The following is a 24,677-nucleotide window of genomic DNA, read 5'->3' as shown; positions in this document are numbered from 1 at the left end:
TTGATTCATGTTATAATCTTTAAACATAAGGATCCTTCTTTCTGTATAATTTTGTTGTGGTGACTTAATTTTATCAGAAGTGGTCCTTATTTTTTACGAAAAAAATTTAAAGCCGGTGAAATTTTACTGATCGTAAAATTTCACCGGCTTTTTAGTTTAGAGATGGGTTTTGTCCCAGCCTCTTTTGTGTAATAATTTATTAACTTAATTGAACTAGGCACCTGTTTAACTGACGAAGGTTATTACGTGTTACCTAAGTATTCTGCAAAATGTAAAAATCCAAATTTCCTCACAAGATAGTTTCTTAACTCAGTCTGAGTAGCTTTTTCTATTGGAGGATTTGTTAGGGCGTATGCTTTGGCATTTAATTCAGCAAATCTATCTTTATCTACTTCATTATGTTCTTTATCTTCAATAATTCCTGAAGTAATTGCGGCTTTTGGATAACCCAGGAAAAATACATATGTTCTTAATGCCATACTTGGTGTTGAATGCAGCAATATAATTACAGCTAAAAAAGAAACAATGATTATAATTTTTTTCTTCAAGACTTCACTCCCCCAATTGACGTTAATAATCCACAAAATATTTTAACATAAATTTCCACTAACCTTCAAAAATTTGTTCGCTTAAAAAAGCGAACTACCTTAGATAAATTATATCCTTTAATCGAATTATTGTAGAAAGGCATAGCATCATACTAAAAAAGCTACAACTCATTAAACCTCAACTTATTGGGGTGATAGTCTAATACATAAGCTATAATAAAAATAGAAGAATCTTATTAAAATAGATTTAATTAGGAGGATGATTATATGGCTTTAAAAGCGATAGAGTTATTTTTTGTGATAGGATCTATTTTTTTTCTTTTTGTGATTTCATTTTTTTTTAGAAAAAAAGGTAAAAAAATTTTGTTTAGCTTTATAGTTATTATCCTTATATGCTATGCAGTATTCCTAACTGTTCGTCCACATATACAGGACGCTAAATATGATAAATATACTCAAATGGTTGAAGAACATTTAGAAAAGAAATACCCTAATGCATCTTGGGAAACTAGTTTTGATAAAGAAGAATTATTAACTACTGCATTTGGATACCAAATAAAAGTTAAATTTGCTGACGAACCAACAGTACTTTATGTATATAAAGTTGAAAATGGTAAAGTCATTCAAGCATATGTATCATATAATGAAAATCACCATCAAAATGACGGAAAGTATGTGGAACGAGATTAAAGACTTATCATAAGATACTAACTATAAGAAAAACAAAAAACTCAACAATACTTATTTGAATGTAAACTGAGTCTGGACATATACTGGTCAAAACCTCAAAAGCGCAAGAAAATCAATTTTAAAAGTTGATTTCTCGCGCTTTTCTGATGCAAATTTTTCTAATATTTACTTATGTCCTTGATTTTTAAAGAAATGGTACAGTAACTAGAACAAAGTGACTGTCTGCTGCATATTGCGGACTTTTTTAAACGGGCAAAACGATGGGGCCAGGTTTTATGGAAAAGAGTTTTGTTTCGATTGTATCTCCTAATTGAAAAGGTTCTATTGCTCAAGCATTGCAACGATTGCCATTTATGTAGCGTAAAAAATTATCTATAATGCACGTAGTAGTAAATTTGATCTTATTAACAAAAAGAGTAGTATCTTGCTGCTCATTTCGTTTTTAATAGTTGAAATATAAGAAAAAGCCACACCAATTGGGCTGTGATTTGATTTCAATATGTTATTCAGTCATTAATGTCTCAATGGTTTTACTGTTATTACAAATAAGACTATTTGCTTTAAATTTTATACTCGTTGAAAGCATCTGCAACATACTTAATTCATTAGCCAATTTTTCTAATTCAACCAATCCTCCGCTTTGCAAATTACTAATTTCCAACTCAAGTTGTTTCAATGATTTTTGAATGAATTCGATATTTTCCTTGTATTCCTCTAAAATAATTTTAGAATCCAATATCTCAATCTTATTATTAGTGTTTTTTTGCATATGCTGACTCTCCCTTTCTATCTATAAAGTCACCTTTATAGCACAAACTTTGTTACATGAGATATTGAAAAACACTTTAGAACTTGAAAGTATCTCAAAAAAATGGATTAAATTAACACTATTATAATGTTGTTTAACTTATTTAACAATATTATTTTTATACAAATGAAATAAAAAAGATACACCTTGTTAGATGTATCTTTTTGAAACATTATGGTCTAAATATCTACCTAAATAAATTGTAAATACTCTAGGACATTTCCGAATGGATCTCTGAAGCTAATAACTTTCCCTGGAGGACAATCCATCGGCTCATCTGCAACGAACTCAACTTTATGTTCTTTTAACTTATTGACTGTTTGATGTATGTCATCTGTTTTTAATGCTAAAACCACACCTAAAGTATCTTTAGGAATCGATTTAGAATTTTTTGTTTCTTCTAAAACTAGAGGTAAATCTCCGTGAACAAGTGTTACGATTTTAGGTCCGTATTGTTTGTTTACTTCAAAACCTAAAACAGTAGTATAAAACTCAATTGCTTTTTCAATGTTAGGTACATATATGCTGATCACACAAACTTGACTCATAATTCATCCCCCCTATTATTCTGGTAATTCCCTTTTGGGTATATAAAAAATAATAGAATATATGGTAATATTTTTCAATATATATTCGAGTAGCAGTGGGTGATTCACAAATATTGATTAAAAGAGCTTTATATAATTTCTTATTCATCACTTAGTCACCGGAAGCCAAACAGCTTATGAATCTTTTTTTTCAATATTACCCACAGATAATCCTTATATTTATCATTCAGATCAATCATTGATAATACATTCACCTTGATGATTAACAATTATCATTTTTCCCTTATCAACTGAAATTTGGAGAGGAAAAATGCTTGAATATTTATCTGAAAAAATCCATCTTCTTCCGGGGTGTGCAAGGATAATAAATATCCCTTTATCTCTAACGCCCATAAAATTTAGAAATTTTTCATTTAACGGTTTGTTATCCCTTTCAAATATATGAGCTTTACTTAATTCTTTTCCTGCCTTAAACACATCATCAACTATAAGACCAATTTCACTAATATGCAAAATACTATTAATAGTAAACGGCTCTGTACTTTTTTCATTTATGCCATAACGAGCTATAAATTCTACAATATTACCTGATGGGTCTTCAAAATATATTGCTTGTGCTGGTAAATGAGAGAAGTTTACCTCATCTTCTCCATCCTCTGTTAAAAGTTGGACTTTGTTTTTTAACCAAAATTTCGCTTCTTCAAATTGGTTTTCTGGAATATTAAAGGCAAAATGATAATATGGTTTGCTTACTGTATCTTTATTCGTGAACTCCAAAATACTAGTACCTGTTTGAATTTGAAAGCTATCTCTAGTTTCATCAATCATGAAAAATCCAAATTTATTAATATAGAATTCTTTCATCGTTTGTAAATTATCCGTTTGTAAAGTAAGTGATTTAATTTCCATATACAATTTTCTCCTATTTCACATGTATTTGTGAAATACTATAATAAAAACAATACCCATTTACATCAAACTTTCGGCTGAAAATTATTTTGTTGAAGTTAGACTCTTTCAGTTTCGACCATGTCCAAACCATCCAAATCATTACATTACTTCCTCCTTTAAATAATAAAAGTCTTCCACAATTAATGCAGAAGACAATGACAAAAATTCATTTAAGAAAAGCGCGTCACTTAGCACTTATCCCTATGATATGAACTCAATATTTCATTTAGAAAAAAATATAATCATAACAAGGCTTTCGATGAATCATTGTCGAAATAGTATCTTTAATGAGTTGACAGAAATGACATTCTTACATGAAATTTGGGTAGAACTTGTTTAAGGAGATGTCGAATGAAAAAGTATTTAATAGTTGCGTTAGTCATCTTGTTGCTTGCACCATTTTGTACAGTACAAATTAAAAAACAATTATATGAAAAAAGAATAGAAAACTATTTGATCGAAGATATGTCTTATCCGAAGAAAACTATACAATCTATTGAATGCAAATGGCATTTTGCAGGTCTTCCAAGTTATTGGGTAAATGTTATTTTTTCAGATGAACCAAATGTCGTCTACGTTTATTTTGCACATGATAAAGACCATTTAGGGCAATTTGAGCATCATACAATTGATGGGAAGACCCTTTCACCAGAACAATTAAAGCATTTTAAGTCGTACGATTAAACCTAAAACGGGTGTGATTTGCTCCTCGAAATTTAAGCGTTTTGAGATAAAAATCTCGAATACGCTTTTTTTATAAAAGAAAATATAACGCTGATGGCGAGGAATTAACAACTGATGAAAAAACAATACTAATGTTTAAAGAAAAAAACAAAAAAATTGACTAACAACGTGAGAAGCAATACAAAAAACTCGCGAATTACATTAATCTTGAATACGATATAATGAAATTGATTAATCCTTGATAGGCATTTTAACACCCACCCGAGTATAGATGAAACAGCAATGTCGGACTTCTTTTTCGTCTATCCTATTTTCTTCCTAATAAAACAAAGGTTTTTCTTGTTCTAATGTAATATCATTGAGAAACTTTACAAATAGCAGTAAAATTTATGTAAGGTTTATTTTTTCATTGAAACTTTATGTCGATTATTTCGTATAAGAATATAGACATATTTAAATGCTAGGAGGAAGAAACATGCTCAGTGTCGGACAGTTTTTCTCTAGACATACCGCTAGCTTCTTAATTTCACTAACAACTGTTTCTATCACAGCAATTGCGGCAAATCCAGGATTCTTCCTTGGTGGTTTATTATTTGCTGGGACATACACGTCGAGTGCAGTGTTGTTGAAACATAGACAGAAAAAGAAATTCATGCAAATAGCAGGTATAACAAAAGAAGAATACAAACATATTGAAACACAACTTACAGCAGCCAATAAAAACATTCAAACATTAAGTCAAAACTACTTACGTGTACGCTCTGTTTCTGCATTTAAGCAATTACTCGAAATGACACGTATTTCAAAAAATATCGTGAAAATTGTTAAAACAGATCCACGAAAATTTTATAATGTTGAAGAGTTTTTCTATGCTCATCTACCTTCCGCTGTGGAATTAACGGATAAATATACGATGTTGTCGAAGCAGCCTGTGAAGGACAAGGAAATCCAGATTACATTGTCAAAAACAAGAGAAACACTTTCAGATTTAAATGATACGATTCAAATTGATTTAAAGGATGCGCTTTCCAACGATATCGACCATCTTCAAATGGAAATCGAATTTGCGAATCGTTCCAATATAAGACGAAAAGAACAATTGGAATGGCGAGGCGATGATAAGTGACAGCAAATGATCACGCATTTCAACTAAATACATTACAAGGTATTTCCCCTCTTGTGCAATCTTATTTAGAAACTACAAATAATGAGGCGATGGCGACGTATGAAACGCTGTCGCCTCTTGCACAAAGTCGTGCACTTCTTTATGCTAGTCAACTTGACCTGACAAACTTTGAGTCCGTCCTGTCTTTAGGGCAAGATTCACAGCGTGAGCTATCTCAATTTGCGGATCGAATGCTTGCACAAGTAAAACAGAAAGACGTCACAAAAATTGGCCAAATGTTAGACTCATTAATGCAAACGTTAGACCGAGTGGACCCTAACGCATTAGAACCAAAAAAACAGTCTTTTTTTAAAAAAATGTTTGGGAAAATTGAGCCTACTGTTAAGCAAACCTTAACGGAGTTTGAACGTATTAGTATCCACGTAGAACGAATTGGTGTTCAGCTCGAACGGGCACAGCTTCAAATGATAAAAGATGTAGAAATGCTAGAAGGACTTTATGCACATAATAGAGGTTTCTTTGAGGAGTTAGCGACTGCTATTGCAGCAGGACAAATGAAGAAGCAGCAAGCCATTGAAGTTGAACTTCCTGAAAAGGTGACTAGTGTACAGGTATCTAAACAGCCACTAGCTATTCAACAGCTTAATGATTTTGCCGCCCAGATTGAACGTCTAGATCAACGTATTTATGACTTACAAGTATCGCAGCAAGTTGCCTTACAAACTGCGCCACAAATACGTATGATTCAGCAGTCCAATCAAACGCTTGCAGAAAAAATCGAATTTTCAATCGTTACCCTTATTCCACTTTGGAAAAATCAGTTGGCCATGATGTTATCCATGCAAATGGATCATCACTATGCGCAGCTAGAGGAAAGATTATCTCGTACAAATGATCGTTTTACTAGCCCCTCCTTTGAACAGCAAGTATCAAAATTCAAAGATACGCAACAAGAGCTTAAGACAGCTATCAAAGACGTCTTTGCCCTTCATACAGCTACAGAGCATGAAAAACAGCAGCTTCAGGACGTAGCTGAATTAAAGACTTTTAAGAATGGGTAATATCGTTTTTCCAACAAAAAAAGGGTGGCTCAGAAATCATCTGAACCACCCTTTGATTGTCATTCAAACTTACTGAATGAAAATAGTCTCCGGACTCAATTACGCCAAGACGAAATTGATTTTATGCTTATTCGAAATATTCTTTATAGTAACCACCAATATTACCAGTGTTATCGATAATAAAAATGAATTCTTCTGTTTCATTTTTCACATCATATTGTTTCCCTACTGTTAATACGTTTGAAACTAAATATTTTGATGCATTTGTATGCTTACAAGTTACTGTACGTACAGTTGGAGCATCTTTCCATTTTAAATGTAACATAATCTCTCTACCTCTCTTTACTAGCATGAAGCTAATGTCTACTGCTTATTTTATAATATTTTTGTACTTTTGTGGAGAAAAAAACCATAGTAGACCATATTTTTTCCGTAAATATCGTTTTTTTACCATATCTATAATAAAAATTTTTACTCGAGGTGTTAATATGAGCTTTGGTGGTGTACCGCAATGGTTTTTTATCCTTGCCGTGGCATTTGCAATTTGCTTTGTTTTATACGCAGAATGGAATTCTAGAAAATAAGTGAGCCCATTAATTTGGACTCACTTTTTTAGGTATTATAACCAAACTCGTAAAGTTATTTATTTTAATGTACGTTTTAAAAACTCTTTTGTCCGTTCATGCTGAGGATTTACTAAAACCTGTGATGGTGGCCCTTCCTCTACAATAACACCTTTGTCCATAAAGACGACGCGATCTGCTACTTCTTTAGCAAATTCCATTTCATGAGTAACAATTAACATCGTATTCCCAGCATCCGCTAGCTGACGCATTACCTTCAACACTTCACCAACCATTTCTGGGTCAAGTGCTGACGTCGGTTCATCAAATAGCATTACATCTGGGCTCATTGACAATGCTCGCGCAATCGCTACACGCTGTTTTTGACCGCCAGACAGCTGCCGTGGTTTCGCATTGACGTATTGATCCATGCCTACAATTTGCAAATATTTTAAAGCAACTTCGTCTGCTTCTGCCTTCGAACGTTTTAGTACTTTCATTTGACCAACTGTACAATTTTTAAGTACATTATGATTGTTGAATAAGTTAAATTGCTGGAATACCATGCCTAAATGTGTACGATATTCTTGGATATTATGCTTTTCGTCTAAAATGTTTTCGCCTTTGTAAATAATTTGACCGCCACTTGGTGTTTCAAGTAAATTAATGCAGCGTAGTAGTGTTGATTTACCAGATCCGGAAGAACCGATTAAGCAGACAACCTCGCCCTTTTCTACTTGGAAATTTACATCCTTTAACACTTGGTTACGCCCAAATGATTTACTTAAATGCTCTATTTTAATAACTGTCATTTGTTCGCCCCCCTATACTGCTTCTTTCTGTTCTTTTTGATATGCATCTGGTCCATCTAGTCGTTTCTCTATATACAGTAAAATTCTCGATGCTGTGAAAGTCATGATGAAATAAAGGACACAAGCTATAAAGAAGGATTCGAAATAGCGGAAGTTATTACCTGCAATTGACTTTGTTTGGAAGTATAATTCCGTAACCCCGATAACGTTTAATACTGCTGTATCTTTAATATTCATAATTAATTGGTTACCTGTTGCAGGCAATATATTTCGTGCAACTTGCGGTAATACAATGTTAAGCATAATTTGAAAATGATTCATACCAATTGCCGATGCAGCCTCATACTGCCCATTATCAATGGAAACAATACCACCACGCACGATTTCAGCCATATAAGCACCTGTGTTTAGTGAAACAACTAAAATACCAGCCGTAATAAAGTGCATATCAATGCCAAATGCCATATCTAATCCGTAAAATACAACCATCGCTTGTACAATCATTGGTGTACCACGGAAGAATTCAACGTAGCATGTTAGTAAAAAATTAATGAGCTTTAAGCTATAGAATTTTACACCCTTTTTACGAACCTTGATGGTATGCATAATTCCAATAAAAAATCCGATAAGTGCACCAATAATTGTACTACTAATTGAAATAAGTAATGTAAAATACGCACCTCGTAAAAACATTTGCCAGTTGTTCTCAACAATAGAAATAATCCAATCCAGACTCATGATGTTCCTCCTAACAACGTCGTGTTGCTTGTTTGCTACAGTCGTCTTAGCCCTCTACCGTTTTCTGTTTCTTTTATCTTATGAAACTTTTAGCTAAGACATTATTAATATTTAGAGAGATTGTTATTTATTGCACGGGCTAGCTGTTAGCCCGTGCATTCAAGTTATTGTGCTGCTGGTTGTTGATGAATTGCTTCTTCCATAACTTTTTGGCGATCATCTTCAGAAATACCTTTTAAAATTTCATTAATTTTTTCAAGCTCTGCATCACCTTTACGTAAACCAACTGCAATCGATGTATTTGAAATATCAGTATCAAAGCCTTGTTCAAACTTTACATAAGTAAACTTATCGTTTGCTGCAGCAGCGGAAATACCTTCTGGACGTTCTGCAACATAGCCGTCAATTTTTCCAGCTTCTAACGCTACACGCATTGCTGGGAAGTTATCCATTGCAGTTTGTTTTTTTACATCTTTAATTTGATCGATAACTTCATAGTTAGATGTATTTAATTGTGATGTGATTTTAGCACCAGAGAAATCTTGGATAGATTTTGCTTTTTCATATTTACTGCCTTTTTTAATGACCATCACAAAATCAGACGTATAGTAGTTTTCAGTGAAATCAATTGTTTTTTTACGCTCTGCAGTAGGTGACATACCTGCAATGATTGCATCAATTTTATTGGATTGTAGTGCAGGTACTAAACCATCCCATTCCAATTTTACGATAACTAATTCTTTTCCTAAGCCTTCAGCGATTTTTTTCGCCATTTGCACATCATAGCCACCAGCATATTCTGCATTATCTGCAATTTTTACTGCGCCATTTGCATCATCTTGCTGCGTCCAGTTAAACGGAGCATAACCTGCCTCCATGCCGATACGGAACACACCTTTTTCTTTCGTATCAGAACTTGCACCTCCATTAGACGATGTCGTATCTTTTTTGTCTCCTGCACCACAAGCTGCTAACATAATTACTGTCATTACGGTCAACATAAATACCAACAATTTTCTTTTCATGTAACATTCCCCTTTTCTGTAAAAAAATAAGACAACTGTACCAAAAAAGACCTAAGTACTGAACTTAGGTCTTACTTTTTTTAACAGTTGCCCAAATCCTCACTATAATTCCATCATTCCGAGATAGCACAACCTAGTAAACCTGGAAAATAATTTACTAGGACAGTCCTGCACTTATTCACTGCAGACCCAGCATAAAAGTACGAGCTCCTTTTATACTTCGGCGATATTTCCTTCTCCATTGCGTCTTCGCTTGCTTGTACTCAACAATGAACTAATAAATACCGCGCCTCTACCTCACAATAGGATAAATGTGAGGTTTGTTTATTTAATTGATATATAGATACTACTATAAAACTAACTTTATAGTCAAGATTATTTTATTACTTTTCTGACTAATTACAATATTAGAGTTTTTTTCCTTCTTAAAGCCTTATATACACTTTTGCAAAGGTGAAAAAAATTTGACTGTCACTTTGCCGATAGAGTCCGTAAAGTTGCCCATACTTCATTATACTTACTCCAAACAACTCATATACGTGGATACCCTTATAACAAATGGGGTGAAGAGTTAATTTTCTAGAAATTACGCAAATAATTAATATTTAACTTACTTAATAGTAATCCAAAAGAAATTGTCGATCAGTAAAGATAATACCCTTTGCACTATACGTTTCTTTCTGTGAAGCTCTCGCATACATTGGGACTACCTATCAGTCGGTTTGAATGCTTCATCCGTCGCTTCGATTGCTTTATCCGTCGCTTTGGCTTTTCTTTCCGTCGTTTCGATTGCCTTATCCGTCGCATTTAATGAAATGCTCCATAAAAAGAAAAAACCCCGCGAAACAATGTTCGCAGGGTTTAACAAACTCAGGAATTAAGAATTTAATAATAAATCTTCTGGGTTTTCAAGTAGTTCTTTAACAGTTTTAAGGAAGCCTACAGAATCTTTACCATCGATAATACGGTGGTCATAAGAAAGTGCTAAGTACATCATTGGGCGAATTTCTACTTCACCATTCACTTCAACTGGACGTTTTTTGATAGTATGCATTCCAAGGATACCAGCTTGTGTACCATTCATGATAGGTGTAGACATTAATGAACCGAATACCCCACCATTTGTAATTGTGAATGAGCCACCTTGAAGATCTGCTAAACCTAATTTTTTGTCGCGTGCTTTTTTCGCTAGGTCTGCGATTGAATCTTCAATTTCAGCAAAGTTTTTGCGGTCAGCGTCACGTACAACTGGTACTACTAAACCTTCTTCTGTTGATACAGCTACACCGATATCAAAGAAGTTGTTTAAGTGAATTTCATCACCAACGATTTGAGCGTTAACATATGGATATTTTTTAAGTGCTGCAACTACAGCTTTTGTGAAGAATGACATGAAACCAAGTTTTGAGCCAGTTGACTCGAAGAATTGGTCTTTTTTACGAGAACGTAAAGCCATAACGTTTGTCATATCTACTTCGTTGAAAGTTGTTAACATTGCTGTAGATTGTTTTACTTCAAGTAAACGTTTGGCAATTGTTTGGCGACGACGGCTCATTTTTTCAACAGTCACACGTGATTCATCTACAGCTGCAACTGCTTTAGGTGCTGCTGGAGTTGCTTGTGGTGCTGCTACTGGAGCTGTACCATGAGCTGCTACGTCTTGTACACGTACACGGCCTTGTGGATCTACTGGAGATACAGCAGCAAGGTCAATACCTTTTTCACGAGCAAGTCTACGAGCTGCTGGAGATGCGATTACACGCTCACCAGTAGTTTCTTCTACAACTGGAGCTGCTGCAACAGGTGCAGGTGCTGCTTGTGGTGCTGGTGCTGCCTCAACTGGTGCTGCTGCTGCTGGAGCAGGTGCTGCACCTTCGCCAGCTTCTACAACTGCGATAACTTGACCTACAAGTACTGTATCGCCTTCTTCAGCTAAAATTTGCGTTAAAACTCCCGCTTCTTCAGAAATGATTTCAGCGTTTACTTTGTCTGTTTCAAGTTCAACGATGAATTCACCTTTTTCAACGCGATCGCCCACTTTTTTTACCCACTGTGCGATACTACCTTCTGTAATCGATTCTGCTAATTCAGGGACTTTAATTTCAGCCACTTTCATTTCCTCCTTTAATTAACGTGCATTGGTGCACATAAAAGGGCTACTGCCTAAGCAAGTAGCCCGGCTCTCAATTAATTAATATGTGATTATTTAACCTTTACAGGCTCAGCAACTGCTTCCTCTACAAGTGCGGCTTGAGCTGCTTTATGAGAATCTGCATCACCTTCAGAAGTCGAACTCATTGCAGGTCGACCTACATAACGTAGCTTTTTACCTTCTGAAAGGTCGTGTAATGTTTCTAATGCATAATTCCAAGAACCTTGGTTTTTAGGTTCTTCTTGTACCCAAACGATTTCTTTTGCATTAGGATACTTAGCAATAATACCAGCAACTTGCTCTTTTGGGAATGGGTAAAGTTGTTCTACACGAGTAATGTGTAGGTGATCGAAACCTTCACCGTCTTTAATACGGTCTGCAATGTCGATCATCACTTTACCTGAACCTAAAACAATGCGCTCTACAGCTTCTGGTTTTGATCCTAGGCCAGGTTGTTCAATTACTTCTTGGAATGAACCATTTGCTAATTGATCAGCATTCGCTGCAGCTAATGGGTGACGAAGTAAGTACTTAGGTGATACAACCACAAGTGGACGAACGCCTTCAGTTCCTAATAATGCCGCTTGACGACGTAATAGGTGGTAGTAGTTACCTGCGTTTGAGCAGTTTGCTACGAACCAGTTATTTTCAGCCGACATTTGTAAGTAACGTTCCATACGGCTAGAAGAGTGTTCTGGACCTTGACCTTCATAACCATGTGGTAAAAGGATAACTAAACCAGATTTTTGACCCCATTTAGCACGTGCACCTGAAATAAAGTTATCAAACATCACTTGTGCCATGTTTGCAAAGTCACCGAATTGAGCTTCCCAAACAGATAATACATGATCATTTTCTAAATTATAACCATATTCAAAGCCTACTACCCCTGCTTCTGTCAGTGGAGAGTTGTGCACTGTAAATGAAGCATTTGCACCAGAAATATGGTGAAGTGGTGTAAATAAATCGCCATTGTTTTTATCATGTAACACTAAGTGGCGTTGAGAGAACGTACCACGTTGTGCATCTTGACCTGTAAAACGTACTGGTGTGCCATCTTGAATAATAGTTGCATACGCTAAAGTCTCTGCATGACCCCAGTCGATTTTTGCAGAAGCAAATGCATCACGGCGTTTTTCTAAAATTTTGCCAAGTTTTTTCTGTGGCTCGAAGTTTTCTTTAAATACTAAAAGCTCTTCATTAATTTTTTCTAGACGTTCCGCACCAACTGCTGTATCAATTTGTGGGAATTCTACTTTTAATTCTTCTGGCATTTCTAAATGTTTATGCTCATCTTTATCTGCCATTTCTTTTACATGATCATAAGCTACTTGCATTTCTGCATAAATAGCTGTATCTAGTGCAGCTACTTCCTCAGCAGAAACTACACCCTCAGCTACTAATTGAGCACCGTATAAAGCACGGACTGGTTCATGTTTAGAAACTAATTTATAAGTTTCAGGGTTTGTTACAGTTGGATCATCAGTTTCATTGTGACCATGACGGCGGTAACCAATAAGGTCAACGATGATATCTTTACCGAATTTTTGACGGTAGCTAGCTGCAAAACGACCAACTAATGCTACTGATTCAGGGCTATCTGCATTTACATGTACAACTGGTACTTCGTAACCTTTTGCAGGGTCAGAAGAGTAAACAGATGAACGAGAGTCTTGTAGTTCAGTTGTAAATCCAATCATGTTGTTAGCAATGATGTGGACTGTACCACCAGTAGTGAACCCTTCAGTTTTTGCAAAGTTTAATACTTCTGTTACGATACCTTGACCTGGGAACGCAGCGTCACCGTGCACAAGAATACCTAATCCTTTTGTGCGGTTATGAACAGCTTGCCCTGGTTTAGAAGTGTCATCTTGTGATGCACGTGCAGTACCTAAAACAACCGGATTTCCTACTTCTAAGTGAGATGGGTTGTAAGCAAGTTTAACATTCATACCAGATTCACGATTGTATGAAGCACCCATGTGGTACTTTACATCACCAGTCCAGCCTTTTGTAATTTCAAGGCGACCGTTTTCAGGCATAAATAACTCATTAGATACGTGTGCAAAGTCAGAGAACATCATATCGTATGGTTTATTTAAAATGTGAGTTAACACATTCAAACGACCACGATGGGCCATACCAATACGTACATTTTCTACGTTATTTGTTTCAGCTGTTTTCAAAATTTCATCGAATAGGACGATTTGAGTATCTAAACCTTCACCTGAGAAACGCTTTTGACCTACAAATGTTTTATGAATAAACTTCTCGAAGTTTTCAACACGAGTTAAACGATCTAATAAAGCTTTTTTCTCATTAGAAGCTAATGCTTGTTTAAATGTACCTGTTTCAATTTGTGCTTGAATCCAATCACGTTCTTCTGTTGCTCCTACGTGATTATATTCAAATGCCACTTTATCTGTATAAACAGATTTTAAGTAATCGATTGCATCTTTACCATTTTTCACGTTTGCTGGCACATCTTTGAAGAAGATTGCTGCAGGAATTTCAGCTAAATCTGCAGCGCTTAAGTTGAACGCGCTTTCTTCAATTTGAGCTGTTTGTAGTTCACGGTTTTTCAAAGGATAAATATCTGCCGCTAAATGGCCTTGTGTACGAATTGCATCTGCTAGTTTCACAGCTGCTAACACTTTCTTGTAATCGCCAGCAGGAGCTGCTGCATTACTAGCTACAGCTACTTCACCTTCTACTACTACTGGTGCACCAAATTGTTGGAATAATAATACTAACTCCGGTTCTACTTCTTCAGGAGACTGTAAGAATAAGTCGTATTGCTCCATCACATATCCTAGGTTAGGACCAGAGAAAGCTGACCATGGAGAACTTACAGTTGTAACGTTGTTCGACATGAAAAATGACCTCCAAATTTTGCCTTTCGGCAGTTCCATTAATTAAAATACAATTAATTATATAATATTTCTCCGTTCTTTAAAAGGATGTTTAACACAACATACCCATAATTTAAAGAACGTTTTTTCCATCTCAATCTTACTACTCTTCACAAAAAATACAACTCTTTTTAGCAAATTAAGCAATTTTTTTCTCAAAGGATAGAATAATTAAATAAAGCGTGTATTTTTCTCAATATTTCAGTGGGAATTTCATCAAGAAAACGGTTCCAACATTTGTATCACTCTTGACTTCCACTGAGCCATTGTATTTTTCAAGTAACATTTTTGTAATACTTAGCCCTAAGCCTGTTCCACCTATTTGACGATTTCTAGCTTCATCAACCCGATAAAAGCGATCAAATATATATGGAATATATTCTTCCTCTATACCAATGCCATTATCCTTTATTTCTAATTGAACTTCTTTTCCAGTAACAGAAAGTGAAATTTGAATCTCAGGAATTTTTTCACAATAACGAATTGCATTTTCTATTATATTACGAACAATTTGCCTAAGTGCATTTTCTGTTATGAATAAACGTCCTATTTTTTCATTTTTCGACAGCGTAATTCGAGCTTCTGGATGAAGATGCCTTGTCTCCTCTATAACCGCTTCTAAAACAGATACTGCATCAGCCTCACTTTTGTTGTCCTTTTCTTCACGGCGCGCAAGTTCTAATAATTCTTCGATCATTTTACGCATCCGTGCAATTTCTGTTAGTGAAGTATTAATAGATTCCTCTAAAATTTCTGGGTCATCCTTCCCCCATCTTTTCAAAAGGGAGAGATGTCCTTCAATGGCCTGGATAGGCGTTCGTAACTCGTGAGAAGCATCGGCAACAAATTGTTGCTGCTGTGCAAATGAAATTTGCAATTCATTCATCATCGCATTGTACATTTTCAATAAATCACCAACCTCATCATGAGAGGTGTAAGTTAATTGAATTGGTTCATTAAATCCTTTATCCATAACAGTTTTCATGGATGAACGTAACGCATGCAACGGTTTCATAAAATAATTGGCGAGATAATATCCAATAGAAGCTGATAACAATAATGCTCCTAAGCCAGCTATTAGCATTGTAGTCAATAAATAATGCATCAAAGACTGGAACTTTGATAATGGATGTATCACTTGAATATACCCTTGAAAGAAACCAAGTTGAATCCGTTGATTTATGACAAAGACGTCCTTATTATCATTCTCCATTTCAATAACTTCACCTATCGAGGTAAGAGGGGCAGCCTGTGAAGTATTATTAATACGAAGAATCTGAACGCCATCTGCATTAAACATTCTAATCGTTTGATCACGATCCGCAATAGAATCTATAAGCCCTTTATTTTGCTGAATTTCCTGAATTGTAAGGTTGGGTCCCTGTGACTCTAAAAAATACACCAAATCATCGCTTGTCCGTTTGATTTTGCTTTGCTCGTCATTTAATAGCCATGTATGTAGCGAAATATAGACGACAATACAAATAATTGTATAGCTAAAAAATATTACAGCACTAGATGTTAGCATCCATTTTCTTTGTAAGGATAGATTGACTAAATAATCTCTCAGTTTTTTCATTCACGCATCACGTATCCAACCCCACGAACGGTTTCGATATAGGCATTCATATCACCCGGTAGTTTTGTTCGCAAATGACGGATATATACATCTACGACATTTGTCTCTATATCCGTATCATACCCCCAAACTGAGGTTAAAATTAGCTCTCGTGTACAAACTTTATTTTTATGCTCTAATAATAATTTAAGTAAATCATATTCCGTTTTCGTTAAATCAAGCTTTTTTCCTTGTGCAAAAACTTCGTAGGCCAATACATCAATCTCGATATCTCGAAAATTTAATGCTCCCTTATTTTTCTCATCAGGTGTCACTCGACGTAAAATAGTACGAATTCTAGCTAGCAGTTCTTCAATTGCAAATGGTTTTACTATGTAGTCATCTGCACCGGCATCTAAGCCAGCTACACGATCCATTACAGCATCTCGTGCCGTTAACAATATAATTGGTACCATTGACTGCGTACGTATCCGACGACAAATTTCAATTCCATTTATCCCTGGAAGCATAACATCTAATAACAGCACATCAAAATTTTCAGATGAAGCTAGTGCAAGTCCTTCACGACCATCAAAAGCGACAAATACGTCATAGCCTTCATGCTTTAATTCTAGCTCCACAAAGCGAGCGATATGCTTCTCATCTTCCACCAAAAGTATCTTAGGCATTTCATCACCTTCTTTTCCAAAATTACTATGAGGGGTTTCCTACATAACACTGTTATAGCATAACATCAAACAAAAAGTCTGTACCACAAGTATCTACTTGTTTGTACAGACTTTTTTTAATGTGAATCAGCAATATAGAGATTATTTTTTCCGATTTCCTTCGCTTTATATAAAGCTTGATCTGCTAATTCCAGCAATTCATTTAATGTATTACCGTGATCCGGATAATAAGCAATACCAATAGAGGCAGTTGGAGCAAAGTAATGACTTTCAATGGTCCAACCTTTTTTTAGTTCATTACGGATACGATTAATAATGTGCATCATTTGTGTTCGTCTTTTCTCATCATCCCTTGTTAAACCCGTTAAGACGACAATAAATTCATCGCCACCCATACGAATAACTAAATCATGGCTCCTTACAGCCGTAATTAATACTTGGCCAAACTTCTGGATAAAATCATCCCCCGTGTCATGGCCGTGCCGATCATTAACATTCTTAAAGTCATCCCCATCGATATAGAGCAAACCTAAACACTCATTGCGTTCTTGCGCTTCTGCCAATAATTTAGGGAACTCCTTGTGTAAATAACGACGATTTGGTAGTTGTGTTAACGTATCGTGATAAGCTAAATATAATAGATCATTTTCGCGTTCCTTACGATGAGTTATTTCTCGAGATAGCATCATGATTTGCGATACTTTCTCACGCTCTGGGTCATGAACAACCGTTACGTTTCCTTCAGTCCAAACAGGTGTACCATCCTTTGCCTTTAGCAGTAGTTCAAACTGCGTTTCTGTTTGACCAGAATAATTATTTAGAAACGTTTCCCAAGCCATCTTACTTTGTTCATCGACAATATTACTGTAAAACTGACCTTGTAATTCTACATTTTCGTAGCCTAAGTAAATCTCGTAGGAGGGTGAGGCATAAATAATGATGCCATCTTCGTTTGTGATGACAATTAAATCATTTGTATTTTCTGTAATGAGACGGAATGTTCGTTCAATATTTTTTAATTCTGTTAACATTTTTTTCTTGTCCGTAATATCATAGTTAATGGATATATATTGTTCTGTCTTGCCAAATTCATTTCTTAATGGAACTATAGCTGCTTCTACCCAAAAATCAGTATGAAATTTTGTACGATAGCATAGCTCTCCTCGCCAAATATTCCCCGCTTTAAGTGTTTTACTAATTAGTTGTAATATGTCCTCTGTATTATTATAACGAGGCTCTATTAAATAACATGATTGACCTATTAGCTCTTCTGCGGTGTAGCCAATCTCATTTAAAAACAAATCATTAACTTCTAGAATTAGACCATTACTATCTAAAACAGCGATGTACGCAGCAGAATTTAGAGCTGCCTTAAAAACCTCTAAACCATGAGATTTTGAGCGTAACTCCGCTTTTTGTTCAATGAATTGCGTGAAATCCTGCATGAGAAGAAAAATTACAAAAGAGTTATCCCCCTGCATAACTGGAGAAAGTGAAACTAAATAGATACGCTCTTTTTTATCCAGTGTATGAAACTTGATGAGCTTTTCACTAATATTTTCGCCCATAGAAGCTCTTTGTAAATAGGTTTGCATGTTTCCTACTTCACCTTTAGGAACAATTGGTAGGTCAATGAATAATTGCTGTTTAACCGTTTCGGTATCTAATTCAAAGTCCTTGGTGAAGCTGGAATTCACTTCATAAATAGTTCCTTCAGATGATAAGATGACTGTTGAAAAAAAGGCATGATCGAACATTGAGCGCAAAAATAAAAACTTATCTTCAATATTACGATCATAAAGAATCTCTTTTGTTATGGCTAAAATATAATCTTCATTATTATTTTTAAGCGGACGAACAGATGTCTCATATTTGCGAACTTCTGATTTGACATAAGCATAATCCACATAATCAACTTGACTGTGCTTCGTAATTGCTTGATTGTATTTCTCTTGAATTAATGAAAAATTGCGACTTGAGGTAAGGGTAGATAGCATTTCCCCAATGGCCTCACGTGATAACAAACCTCGAGCTGCTTGATTTAAGCGAATATATTGATAATCGTCTCCCACTTTTTTCATTAAAAAGACAAAATCTTTGCCAATAAACAATTCATTAAATAATTCTTCGCTTAAAAGATAATCCATGCTGTCACCCCCATAAGTCGTAAATATTAATATAGAATATTCATATATCTTTTGTTTATACAATAAAATCAATACTACTATTATAACATAATTTAAAAGAATCACCCTTCTTAAATTAGAAAAATTATATCCTTTTTAGGGCATTTTTTGATAATTTACCTCTTTTAAAGAAAAAACGTAATCCTAAAGAAACATCATACAAATATTTTCACTAGAAAAATTGATATTTTAGACTTAAAACTTCTAATTATAAATAAACAATATTTAACTATCTGCGTAATTATTTGTTTTTCAGAATTTACTGACTAATAAATTTAATTTTTGTTTTAGCGAGGAAAATGATTGCATAAAGCAGTATGATTGTTATATTATATTAAAAAAACTAGCCTTTTTTCGGTATGGTCGAAAAATCAGTAAGACAGCGGGGAATTATGGATATCATAGTTACAACGTCTAGTTCTTTGGGTTTTAATTCCAGTGCGAATTTTAGTTTTCTTCTTTATGTTTTTAAGGAATTGTTTTAACTACCCTAGTAAAGGAGGCGTTTCGTATGCTTAAACATCGAGACCTACATGAATGTACAGAGCTTTATGAGCTATTATCACACCCTTCTGTTTTCCCATTTGTCCGTCAAAAAGCCACATCAGCTGATGAATATTGGTTTATGACAAAACAACTGATTGAAGAAGAAGCGAGGGGACTCGCTATTTCTAGGACCATTACTGATGATTGGGGTCAGCCAATCGGTACCATTAGCATTCATGATGTGAATGATGGTGCAGGCTTTTTAGGAACGTGGATTGGACTCCCATATCAAGGTCAAGGTTATAACCAAAAAGCGAAAATGCTTTTTTTGAATGAACTATTTTTTGACTATAACTTCCATACGGTATTTCTCCGTATTCGTGTTGAAAATATAAAATCACAGCGTGCAGCCTTAAAGCTACCTTATGTTGTGAGTGCGAATGAAAGTCATCCGACATTATTAGCACAGGTTAACAGCGGCGAGGCACAATTTAATTTATTTAAAATTCCGAAAGATTTGTTCTACCTGACAACTGCCAATCAAATGGAGGATGGCGAAGAACAAGCGATGTAATAATTTTCATAAAAATAAGCTATGTGTTCTGTCACGATGACAGACACATAGCTTTTATTTTCGGACATTTCTACTTATTATATCTGTGTATTAGAACAAGCTATGTTACGGCACCCTTCAACGTGACAATCTTCACTACTATATTTTGACTATAGCTTGAAGCATATCATGTGAAAAGCCTACTTTTTATATTGTAAAATGAGTTTCGCCATTTCATCTGGCGTTTTTGGTCTTTGTGTTTTCTCCATAGTTGCAACCATTTCTGCTTTGCGCTCTATTAACACATGAACCGATTTTTTAAAGGATTCTTTTGTTAACTCTTCCTCTTGTAATACTTCCGCGTAGCCTTGTCTTTTAAATAAGTTGGCATTTAAAATTTGGTCACCACGACTTTTTTGTGCAGATAACGGCACTAATAACATCGGCTTGTGAAGTGCTAAAAATTCAAAAATTGAGTTGGAGCCTGCACGTGAGACGATAAAGTCTGCCGCATGTAATAAATCCGGTAATTCTGTTGTCACATATTCAAACTGTTTGTAACCATTCATCGATTCGAATGAGTTGTCGTAATTTCCTTTACCACACAAATGAATGATCTGGAACTGTTTTACTAGCTCTGGTAAATTTTCACGAAGTGCATCGTTCAAAACAACTGAACCCAGACTCCCTCCCATAACAAGAAGAACCGGTTTTAATGTTGTAAAGCCACATAAAGATAATCCATTTGCTCGATCTCCCATAAATAACTCTTGGCGAATAATGGAGCCTGTGCATGTTGCCTTTTCTTTCGGTAAGTGCTGCAATGTTTCCTCAAAAATCGTAAAGATATGAGATGCAAATGGTAGCGCAATTTTATTGGCCAAGCCAGGTGTAACATCTGATTCATGAATGACTACGGGAACACCAGCAAGTTTCGCAGCCATGACAACAGGTACAGAAACAAAGCCTCCCTTTGAAAAAATTACTTGGGGCTTTACTTTTATGATAATACGAAAAGCCTGCATAATTCCAGCAAGCACTTTAAATGGATCTGTAAAATTTTTCATCGAGAAATAACGACGCAATTTTCCACTTGAAATACCGTAAAACGGAACATCAGGGAATGCCTCGCCTATTAATTCTTTTTCAATGCCCTTGTCTGAGCCAATATAGTGGACATCATAACCTAGTTCTTGTAAAGACGGGAGTATCGCTTGATTGAGCGATACATGACCAGCTGTCCCTCCACCGGTTAAAATGATTGTTTGTTGTTTCACATTAATTCTCCTATTCCTATTAACCATACTACTTTTTGTTTACAGTCTTTTATTTTACTATATGCGAACGAAAAGATATAGATGAAGCTTTAACTTCTTTCAGCATATGTTTTATGTAGCGAAAGCAAAGCGGCAGCTGCATATGTTTTATGTAGCGAAAGCGAATCGGCAGCTACAAGTGTTTTATGTAGCGAAAGCAAAAACACTGTTGATCTAAAGTTGATCTAAAGCCTGGGACACAATTATGCCGTGGATAATTGATTTTTCAGCTTTCATCTATTTTGTATGCTATACTAATTAATTATGTTAATGAAGGAAGATATACACTATGAATCAGACAACTACATTAAAAGAAAAATATGCTTTAATATTAAAAATTATCGTACCAATTTTAGTCACGCAAATAGCGATTTATCTTATTTCTTTCTTCGATATTTTAATGTCGAGTCGTTACGGCACCGCTGACCTAGCCGGAGTATCCATTGGCTCCTCTATTTGGATGCCTGTTTATACTGGTTTATCTGGAATTCTCCTAGCGATCACACCTATTGTCTCACAGCTTGTTGGAGCAAAAAAAGAGATGTCAGCAAAGAAGGCTGTTCAGCAAGGAATCTATGTAGCTATCGTACTAGTTGTTCTTATTTTAATTGTATTATTAGTCAGTATTGACTGGATTCTTGGTAATATGAATTTAGAAGCCTCTGTACATACAATTGCCCAATCCTATATCTATGCGATGTGTGCTGGTCTTTTACCACTCTTTTTATTTTTTGTTATGCGCTGTTTTATCGATGCACTCGGACAAACACGCGTCACAATGATTATTACATTGCTTACAACGCCTATTAATATTGTGTTGAATTATATTTTTATTTTTGGCAAGTTTGGAGCACCCGAGCTTGGCGGAATCGGTGCGGGCGTTGCAACTGCCATTACATACTGGCTAGTTTTCTTGATTACTGTTTGGATTATTGCAAAACGCGTGCCCTTTGAGCGCTTCCGCCTATTCCACGACTGGCCAAAATTAGAATGGCTTCGTTGGAAGGAAATTTTAATCATTGGTGTGCCAATTGGAATATCCTTATTTGCAGAGACGAGTATTTTTTCTGCTGTCACAATGATGATGAGTAGCTTTAGTACAGAAATCATAGCAGCTCATCAAATAGCTTTAAATTTCACCTCCCTGCTCTATATGGTACCTCTTAGCATTTCGATGGGCGTTACGATCTTAGTAGGTTTTGAAATAGGTGCTGGCCGTATGCACGATGCTAGACAGTATAGCTATCTATGTGTTGGGACAGCAATTTTATTTAGCTTTATTTCAGCTTGTATCCTTTTTATCCTTCGTGAACCTGTTGCAAATATGTATACGACTGATGGAAAAGTGCTAGAATATGCCGTTCATTTTTTAATATATGCAGCCATTTTCCAGCTATCTGATGCTATCCAAGCGCCAGTTCAAGGTGCTTTAAGAGGTTACAAGGATGTTACAGTGACCTTTATTATGGCCATTATTTCGTATTGGATTATCGGCTTGCCTGTCGGTTATGTACTTGCCACTCATACAGACTTTGGACCATTTGGCTACTGGATCGGACTAGTTGCAGGTCTGACAACTGGAGCGATTACTTTATTAATACGTTTAATACTTGTTCAAAAAAGATATACAAACATGGCCAAAGTAAAAATAGCTAACTAGACATTGTTCTAGCTAGCTATTTTCATTTTAGAAGGAAAAAACACCATGAATCCATCAGCTTAGAAGATAGATTAACTTTATCAACAACATCATCTAATGACTTTGTAAGTAATGCATGTATTGATAAATGCTATTATCTTTGATTCTCTATTTAAAATCCCAATACAATTGCCCTTTATTATTATTTTTTATAGTAGGAACTCGACTATTTATGTCTTCTAAGTCCTTTCTTGCGCAGCTTTCATTACAATAAAATTTATCATCTTGTGTGTTATAAATGCTTTTTGCTCTATCTATTATTATTTTTCCGCATTCTCCACATATTATTAATATCATATATCACTCTCCTTTTTGAGTTAATTAATGTTCCACTATAGCCGTTTAAAAATGAATTTTGTTAAATGCTACAACAAACTATCTAATCCCATTCGACTAATTGCTAGAAGGCATAGTGAAGCCATTTTTCTACACCTCTAATGTATTCAAATTATCCCTTGTAATGTACTCATTTGTTTTCAGTCAAAATTATTCACAAAAAAAGGATGTCCACTAAGCCATTTACGACTTAGTGGACATCCTTTTATTCAATGAAGTTATTCAATTTATACTATTATTTTTGGATAAATTGTTGTGTCCAGTAGTTACCTGACTTCACATAACCAACACCAATATGCGTAAATTTCTCATTTAAAATATTCGCACGGTGACCTGGTGAATCCATCCAAGCTTGTACTACTTCTTGAGGTGTACGTTGACCTTGTGCAATATTTTCACCTGCACTCTTATACGTAATACCTAAAGCTTTCATACGATCAAATGGTGAACCGAATGTTGGACTTGTATGTGAGAAATAGTTTTTAGATTGCATATCTTGTGATTTTTCACGAGCAGCTGCCATCAGTTGATCATCCGTTTTTAATGGTGCTAAACCAGCTTTTGTACGTTCAGCATTCGTTAATTTTACAACCTCTTGTTCAAAAGCATTCACATCTGAAGTAGTTGTTGATGGTGGAGTCTTAGATGGTGCAGTTGCTGTATTATCTTTTTGAGATGTTTGTGTATTGTTATTTGTTGTTTGTGTATTATTATTTGTTGCTTGTGAATTATTATTTGGTGTTTGATTATTTTCTGGTACTTGTACTTCTTTTGATGGTGCTTGTGTTTGTGGTAAAGTTACAAACCACTTTTGATTTAACAATTGGTCTGACAATTGATTTGACCATTGATTTGACCATTGATTTGACCATTTATGTGAATAAACTTGATTACAGTCTGTAGTTGTGTTCCCCTCTGTAGTTTTTGCAGCAGCGGAAGCCATTTGAATTGGAGCTGCTATTAGAAATGTTGCACAAATTGCAGTTAGTGTTTTTTTCATTTTGCAATTCCTCCTTCTCTGCAACCAATCGTAAGGGACGATTTTAATAAAATTCTTACCAGCATCTGTTAACAAAACCATGAGTGAAATAGATTCGCATCAAATAGAGGGTTTTTAGCAATAATTTTTAGCAAGTTTCACCAGCCTATGAAATACTTACGTTTTAAATAGGGTTGACATATCTTAAAAACTATCAAATATTTTCAAGATTCAAATAGAATCTTACAGCAATGAAA

22 protein-coding genes and 1 riboswitch are annotated in these 24,677 nt (G+C 35.1%); of the genes, 6 read left to right on the top strand and 16 right to left on the bottom strand.

All coding sequences use genetic code 11. The features are described 5' to 3' along the window. Nucleotides 1–242: 242 nt before the first annotated feature. Nucleotides 243–548, bottom strand: coding sequence for a hypothetical protein (locus ACQKNC_RS08060; RefSeq protein ID WP_427424326.1), 306 nt, complete (start codon nucleotides 546–548; stop codon nucleotides 243–245). 267 nt (nucleotides 549–815) lie between these two features. Here ACQKNC_RS08060 and ACQKNC_RS08055 point away from each other — a divergent pair, with 267 nt between their 5' ends. After that, nucleotides 816–1,238, top strand: a complete 423-nt coding sequence (locus ACQKNC_RS08055) for a hypothetical protein (RefSeq protein WP_427424325.1) — start codon at nucleotides 816–818, stop codon at nucleotides 1,236–1,238. Between the two features lie 502 nt (nucleotides 1,239–1,740). On the opposite strand, the gene ACQKNC_RS08050 is transcribed toward ACQKNC_RS08055, so the two are convergent. The 3 genes from ACQKNC_RS08050 to ACQKNC_RS08040 form a co-directional block, all read right to left on the bottom strand. Continuing rightward, complete coding sequence (locus tag ACQKNC_RS08050; protein WP_427424324.1) at nucleotides 1,741–2,007, bottom strand: hypothetical protein; 267 nt, start codon at nucleotides 2,005–2,007, stop codon at nucleotides 1,741–1,743. 230 nt (nucleotides 2,008–2,237) lie between these two features. Continuing rightward, nucleotides 2,238–2,594, bottom strand: coding sequence for a VOC family protein (locus ACQKNC_RS08045; RefSeq protein ID WP_427424323.1), 357 nt, complete (start codon nucleotides 2,592–2,594; stop codon nucleotides 2,238–2,240). 231 nt (nucleotides 2,595–2,825) lie between these two features. After that, nucleotides 2,826–3,503, bottom strand: a complete 678-nt coding sequence (locus tag ACQKNC_RS08040) for a VOC family protein (protein ID WP_427424322.1) — start codon at nucleotides 3,501–3,503, stop codon at nucleotides 2,826–2,828. 393 nt (nucleotides 3,504–3,896) lie between these two features. On the opposite strand from ACQKNC_RS08040, the gene ACQKNC_RS08035 reads away from it, so the two are divergent. From ACQKNC_RS08035 to ACQKNC_RS08025, 3 genes are all read left to right on the top strand, one after another. Beyond that, a complete protein-coding gene (locus ACQKNC_RS08035; protein WP_427424321.1) occupies nucleotides 3,897–4,229 on the top strand; it encodes a DUF3139 domain-containing protein in 333 nt (110 codons plus the stop codon). 475 nt (nucleotides 4,230–4,704) lie between these two features. Beyond that, nucleotides 4,705–5,355, top strand: a complete 651-nt coding sequence (locus ACQKNC_RS08030) for a 5-bromo-4-chloroindolyl phosphate hydrolysis family protein (protein WP_427424320.1) — start codon at nucleotides 4,705–4,707, stop codon at nucleotides 5,353–5,355. Then, complete coding sequence (locus tag ACQKNC_RS08025; RefSeq protein ID WP_427424319.1) at nucleotides 5,352–6,416, top strand: toxic anion resistance protein; 1,065 nt, start codon at nucleotides 5,352–5,354, stop codon at nucleotides 6,414–6,416. Before ACQKNC_RS08030 ends, ACQKNC_RS08025 begins: the two co-directional genes overlap by 4 nt. Nucleotides 6,417–6,543: 127 nt before the next feature. On the opposite strand, the gene ACQKNC_RS08020 is transcribed toward ACQKNC_RS08025, so the two are convergent. The 9 genes from ACQKNC_RS08020 to ACQKNC_RS07980 all read right to left on the bottom strand — a co-directional run bounded on the left by ACQKNC_RS08020 (nucleotide 6,544) and on the right by ACQKNC_RS07980 (nucleotide 19,012). Continuing rightward, entirely contained in the window at nucleotides 6,544–6,741 is a 198-nt protein-coding gene (locus ACQKNC_RS08020; protein ID WP_427424317.1) for a DUF6501 family protein, read from the bottom strand. Between the two features lie 318 nt (nucleotides 6,742–7,059). Continuing rightward, nucleotides 7,060–7,791: an amino acid ABC transporter ATP-binding protein gene (locus tag ACQKNC_RS08015; protein WP_427424316.1), complete on the bottom strand. Its 732-nt coding sequence runs from the start codon at nucleotides 7,789–7,791 to the stop codon at nucleotides 7,060–7,062. A gap of 12 nt (nucleotides 7,792–7,803) precedes the next feature. Further along, complete coding sequence (locus ACQKNC_RS08010; protein WP_427424315.1) at nucleotides 7,804–8,529, bottom strand: amino acid ABC transporter permease; 726 nt, start codon at nucleotides 8,527–8,529, stop codon at nucleotides 7,804–7,806. 164 nt (nucleotides 8,530–8,693) lie between these two features. Continuing rightward, entirely contained in the window at nucleotides 8,694–9,554 is an 861-nt protein-coding gene (locus ACQKNC_RS08005; protein WP_427424314.1) for a transporter substrate-binding domain-containing protein, read from the bottom strand. Between the two features lie 116 nt (nucleotides 9,555–9,670). Next, nucleotides 9,671–9,857: riboswitch (Lysine riboswitch) on the bottom strand. 574 nt (nucleotides 9,858–10,431) lie between these two features. Beyond that, nucleotides 10,432–11,664 carry a 2-oxoglutarate dehydrogenase complex dihydrolipoyllysine-residue succinyltransferase gene (gene odhB / locus ACQKNC_RS08000; protein ID WP_427424313.1) on the bottom strand — a complete coding sequence of 411 codons (1,233 nt, stop codon included), beginning with the start codon at nucleotides 11,662–11,664 and terminating at the stop codon, nucleotides 10,432–10,434. Between the two features lie 92 nt (nucleotides 11,665–11,756). Beyond that, nucleotides 11,757–14,579 (bottom strand): 2-oxoglutarate dehydrogenase E1 component, encoded by a 2,823-nt coding sequence (locus ACQKNC_RS07995; protein ID WP_427424312.1) that lies wholly within the window; start codon nucleotides 14,577–14,579, stop codon nucleotides 11,757–11,759. Between the two features lie 232 nt (nucleotides 14,580–14,811). After that, the gene (locus ACQKNC_RS07990) at nucleotides 14,812–16,197 is read right to left on the bottom strand and encodes an ATP-binding protein (RefSeq protein WP_427424311.1); all 1,386 of its coding nucleotides are present in this window, start codon (nucleotides 16,195–16,197) and stop codon (nucleotides 14,812–14,814) included. Then, a complete protein-coding gene (locus ACQKNC_RS07985; RefSeq protein ID WP_427424310.1) occupies nucleotides 16,194–16,865 on the bottom strand; it encodes a response regulator transcription factor in 672 nt (223 codons plus the stop codon). The genes ACQKNC_RS07990 and ACQKNC_RS07985 overlap by 4 nt, the downstream gene beginning before the upstream one ends. A 116-nt stretch (nucleotides 16,866–16,981) precedes the next feature. Beyond that, entirely contained in the window at nucleotides 16,982–19,012 is a 2,031-nt protein-coding gene (locus ACQKNC_RS07980) for a diguanylate cyclase domain-containing protein (protein WP_427424309.1), read from the bottom strand. 550 nt (nucleotides 19,013–19,562) lie between these two features. Between ACQKNC_RS07980 and ACQKNC_RS07975 the strand changes: the two genes are divergently transcribed. After that, nucleotides 19,563–20,111, top strand: coding sequence for a GNAT family N-acetyltransferase (locus ACQKNC_RS07975; protein ID WP_427424308.1), 549 nt, complete (start codon nucleotides 19,563–19,565; stop codon nucleotides 20,109–20,111). Nucleotides 20,112–20,290: 179 nt separating this feature from the next. On the opposite strand, the gene ACQKNC_RS07970 is transcribed toward ACQKNC_RS07975, so the two are convergent. After that, a complete protein-coding gene (locus ACQKNC_RS07970; protein ID WP_427424307.1) occupies nucleotides 20,291–21,367 on the bottom strand; it encodes an undecaprenyldiphospho-muramoylpentapeptide beta-N-acetylglucosaminyltransferase in 1,077 nt (358 codons plus the stop codon). A gap of 328 nt (nucleotides 21,368–21,695) precedes the next feature. Here ACQKNC_RS07970 and ACQKNC_RS07965 point away from each other — a divergent pair, with 328 nt between their 5' ends. Continuing rightward, nucleotides 21,696–23,066, top strand: coding sequence for an MATE family efflux transporter (locus ACQKNC_RS07965; protein ID WP_427424306.1), 1,371 nt, complete (start codon nucleotides 21,696–21,698; stop codon nucleotides 23,064–23,066). Between the two features lie 147 nt (nucleotides 23,067–23,213). Here the strand turns inward: ACQKNC_RS07965 and ACQKNC_RS07960 are convergent, their stop codons facing one another. Together ACQKNC_RS07960 and ACQKNC_RS07955 are read right to left on the bottom strand one after the other, a co-directional pair. After that, nucleotides 23,214–23,402: a hypothetical protein gene (locus ACQKNC_RS07960; protein ID WP_427424305.1), complete on the bottom strand. Its 189-nt coding sequence runs from the start codon at nucleotides 23,400–23,402 to the stop codon at nucleotides 23,214–23,216. Nucleotides 23,403–23,676: 274 nt separating this feature from the next. Continuing rightward, entirely contained in the window at nucleotides 23,677–24,441 is a 765-nt protein-coding gene (locus ACQKNC_RS07955) for a CAP domain-containing protein (protein WP_427424304.1), read from the bottom strand. Nucleotides 24,442–24,677: the final 236 nt, after the last annotated feature.

The sequence above is a fragment of the Lysinibacillus sp. NPDC094177 genome, from assembly GCF_050279145.1.
Classification (GTDB): domain Bacteria; phylum Bacillota; class Bacilli; order Bacillales_A; family Planococcaceae; genus Lysinibacillus.
Note: the sequence above shows the minus strand (reverse complement) of the source record. Positions and strands in the feature narration are given on the sequence as shown.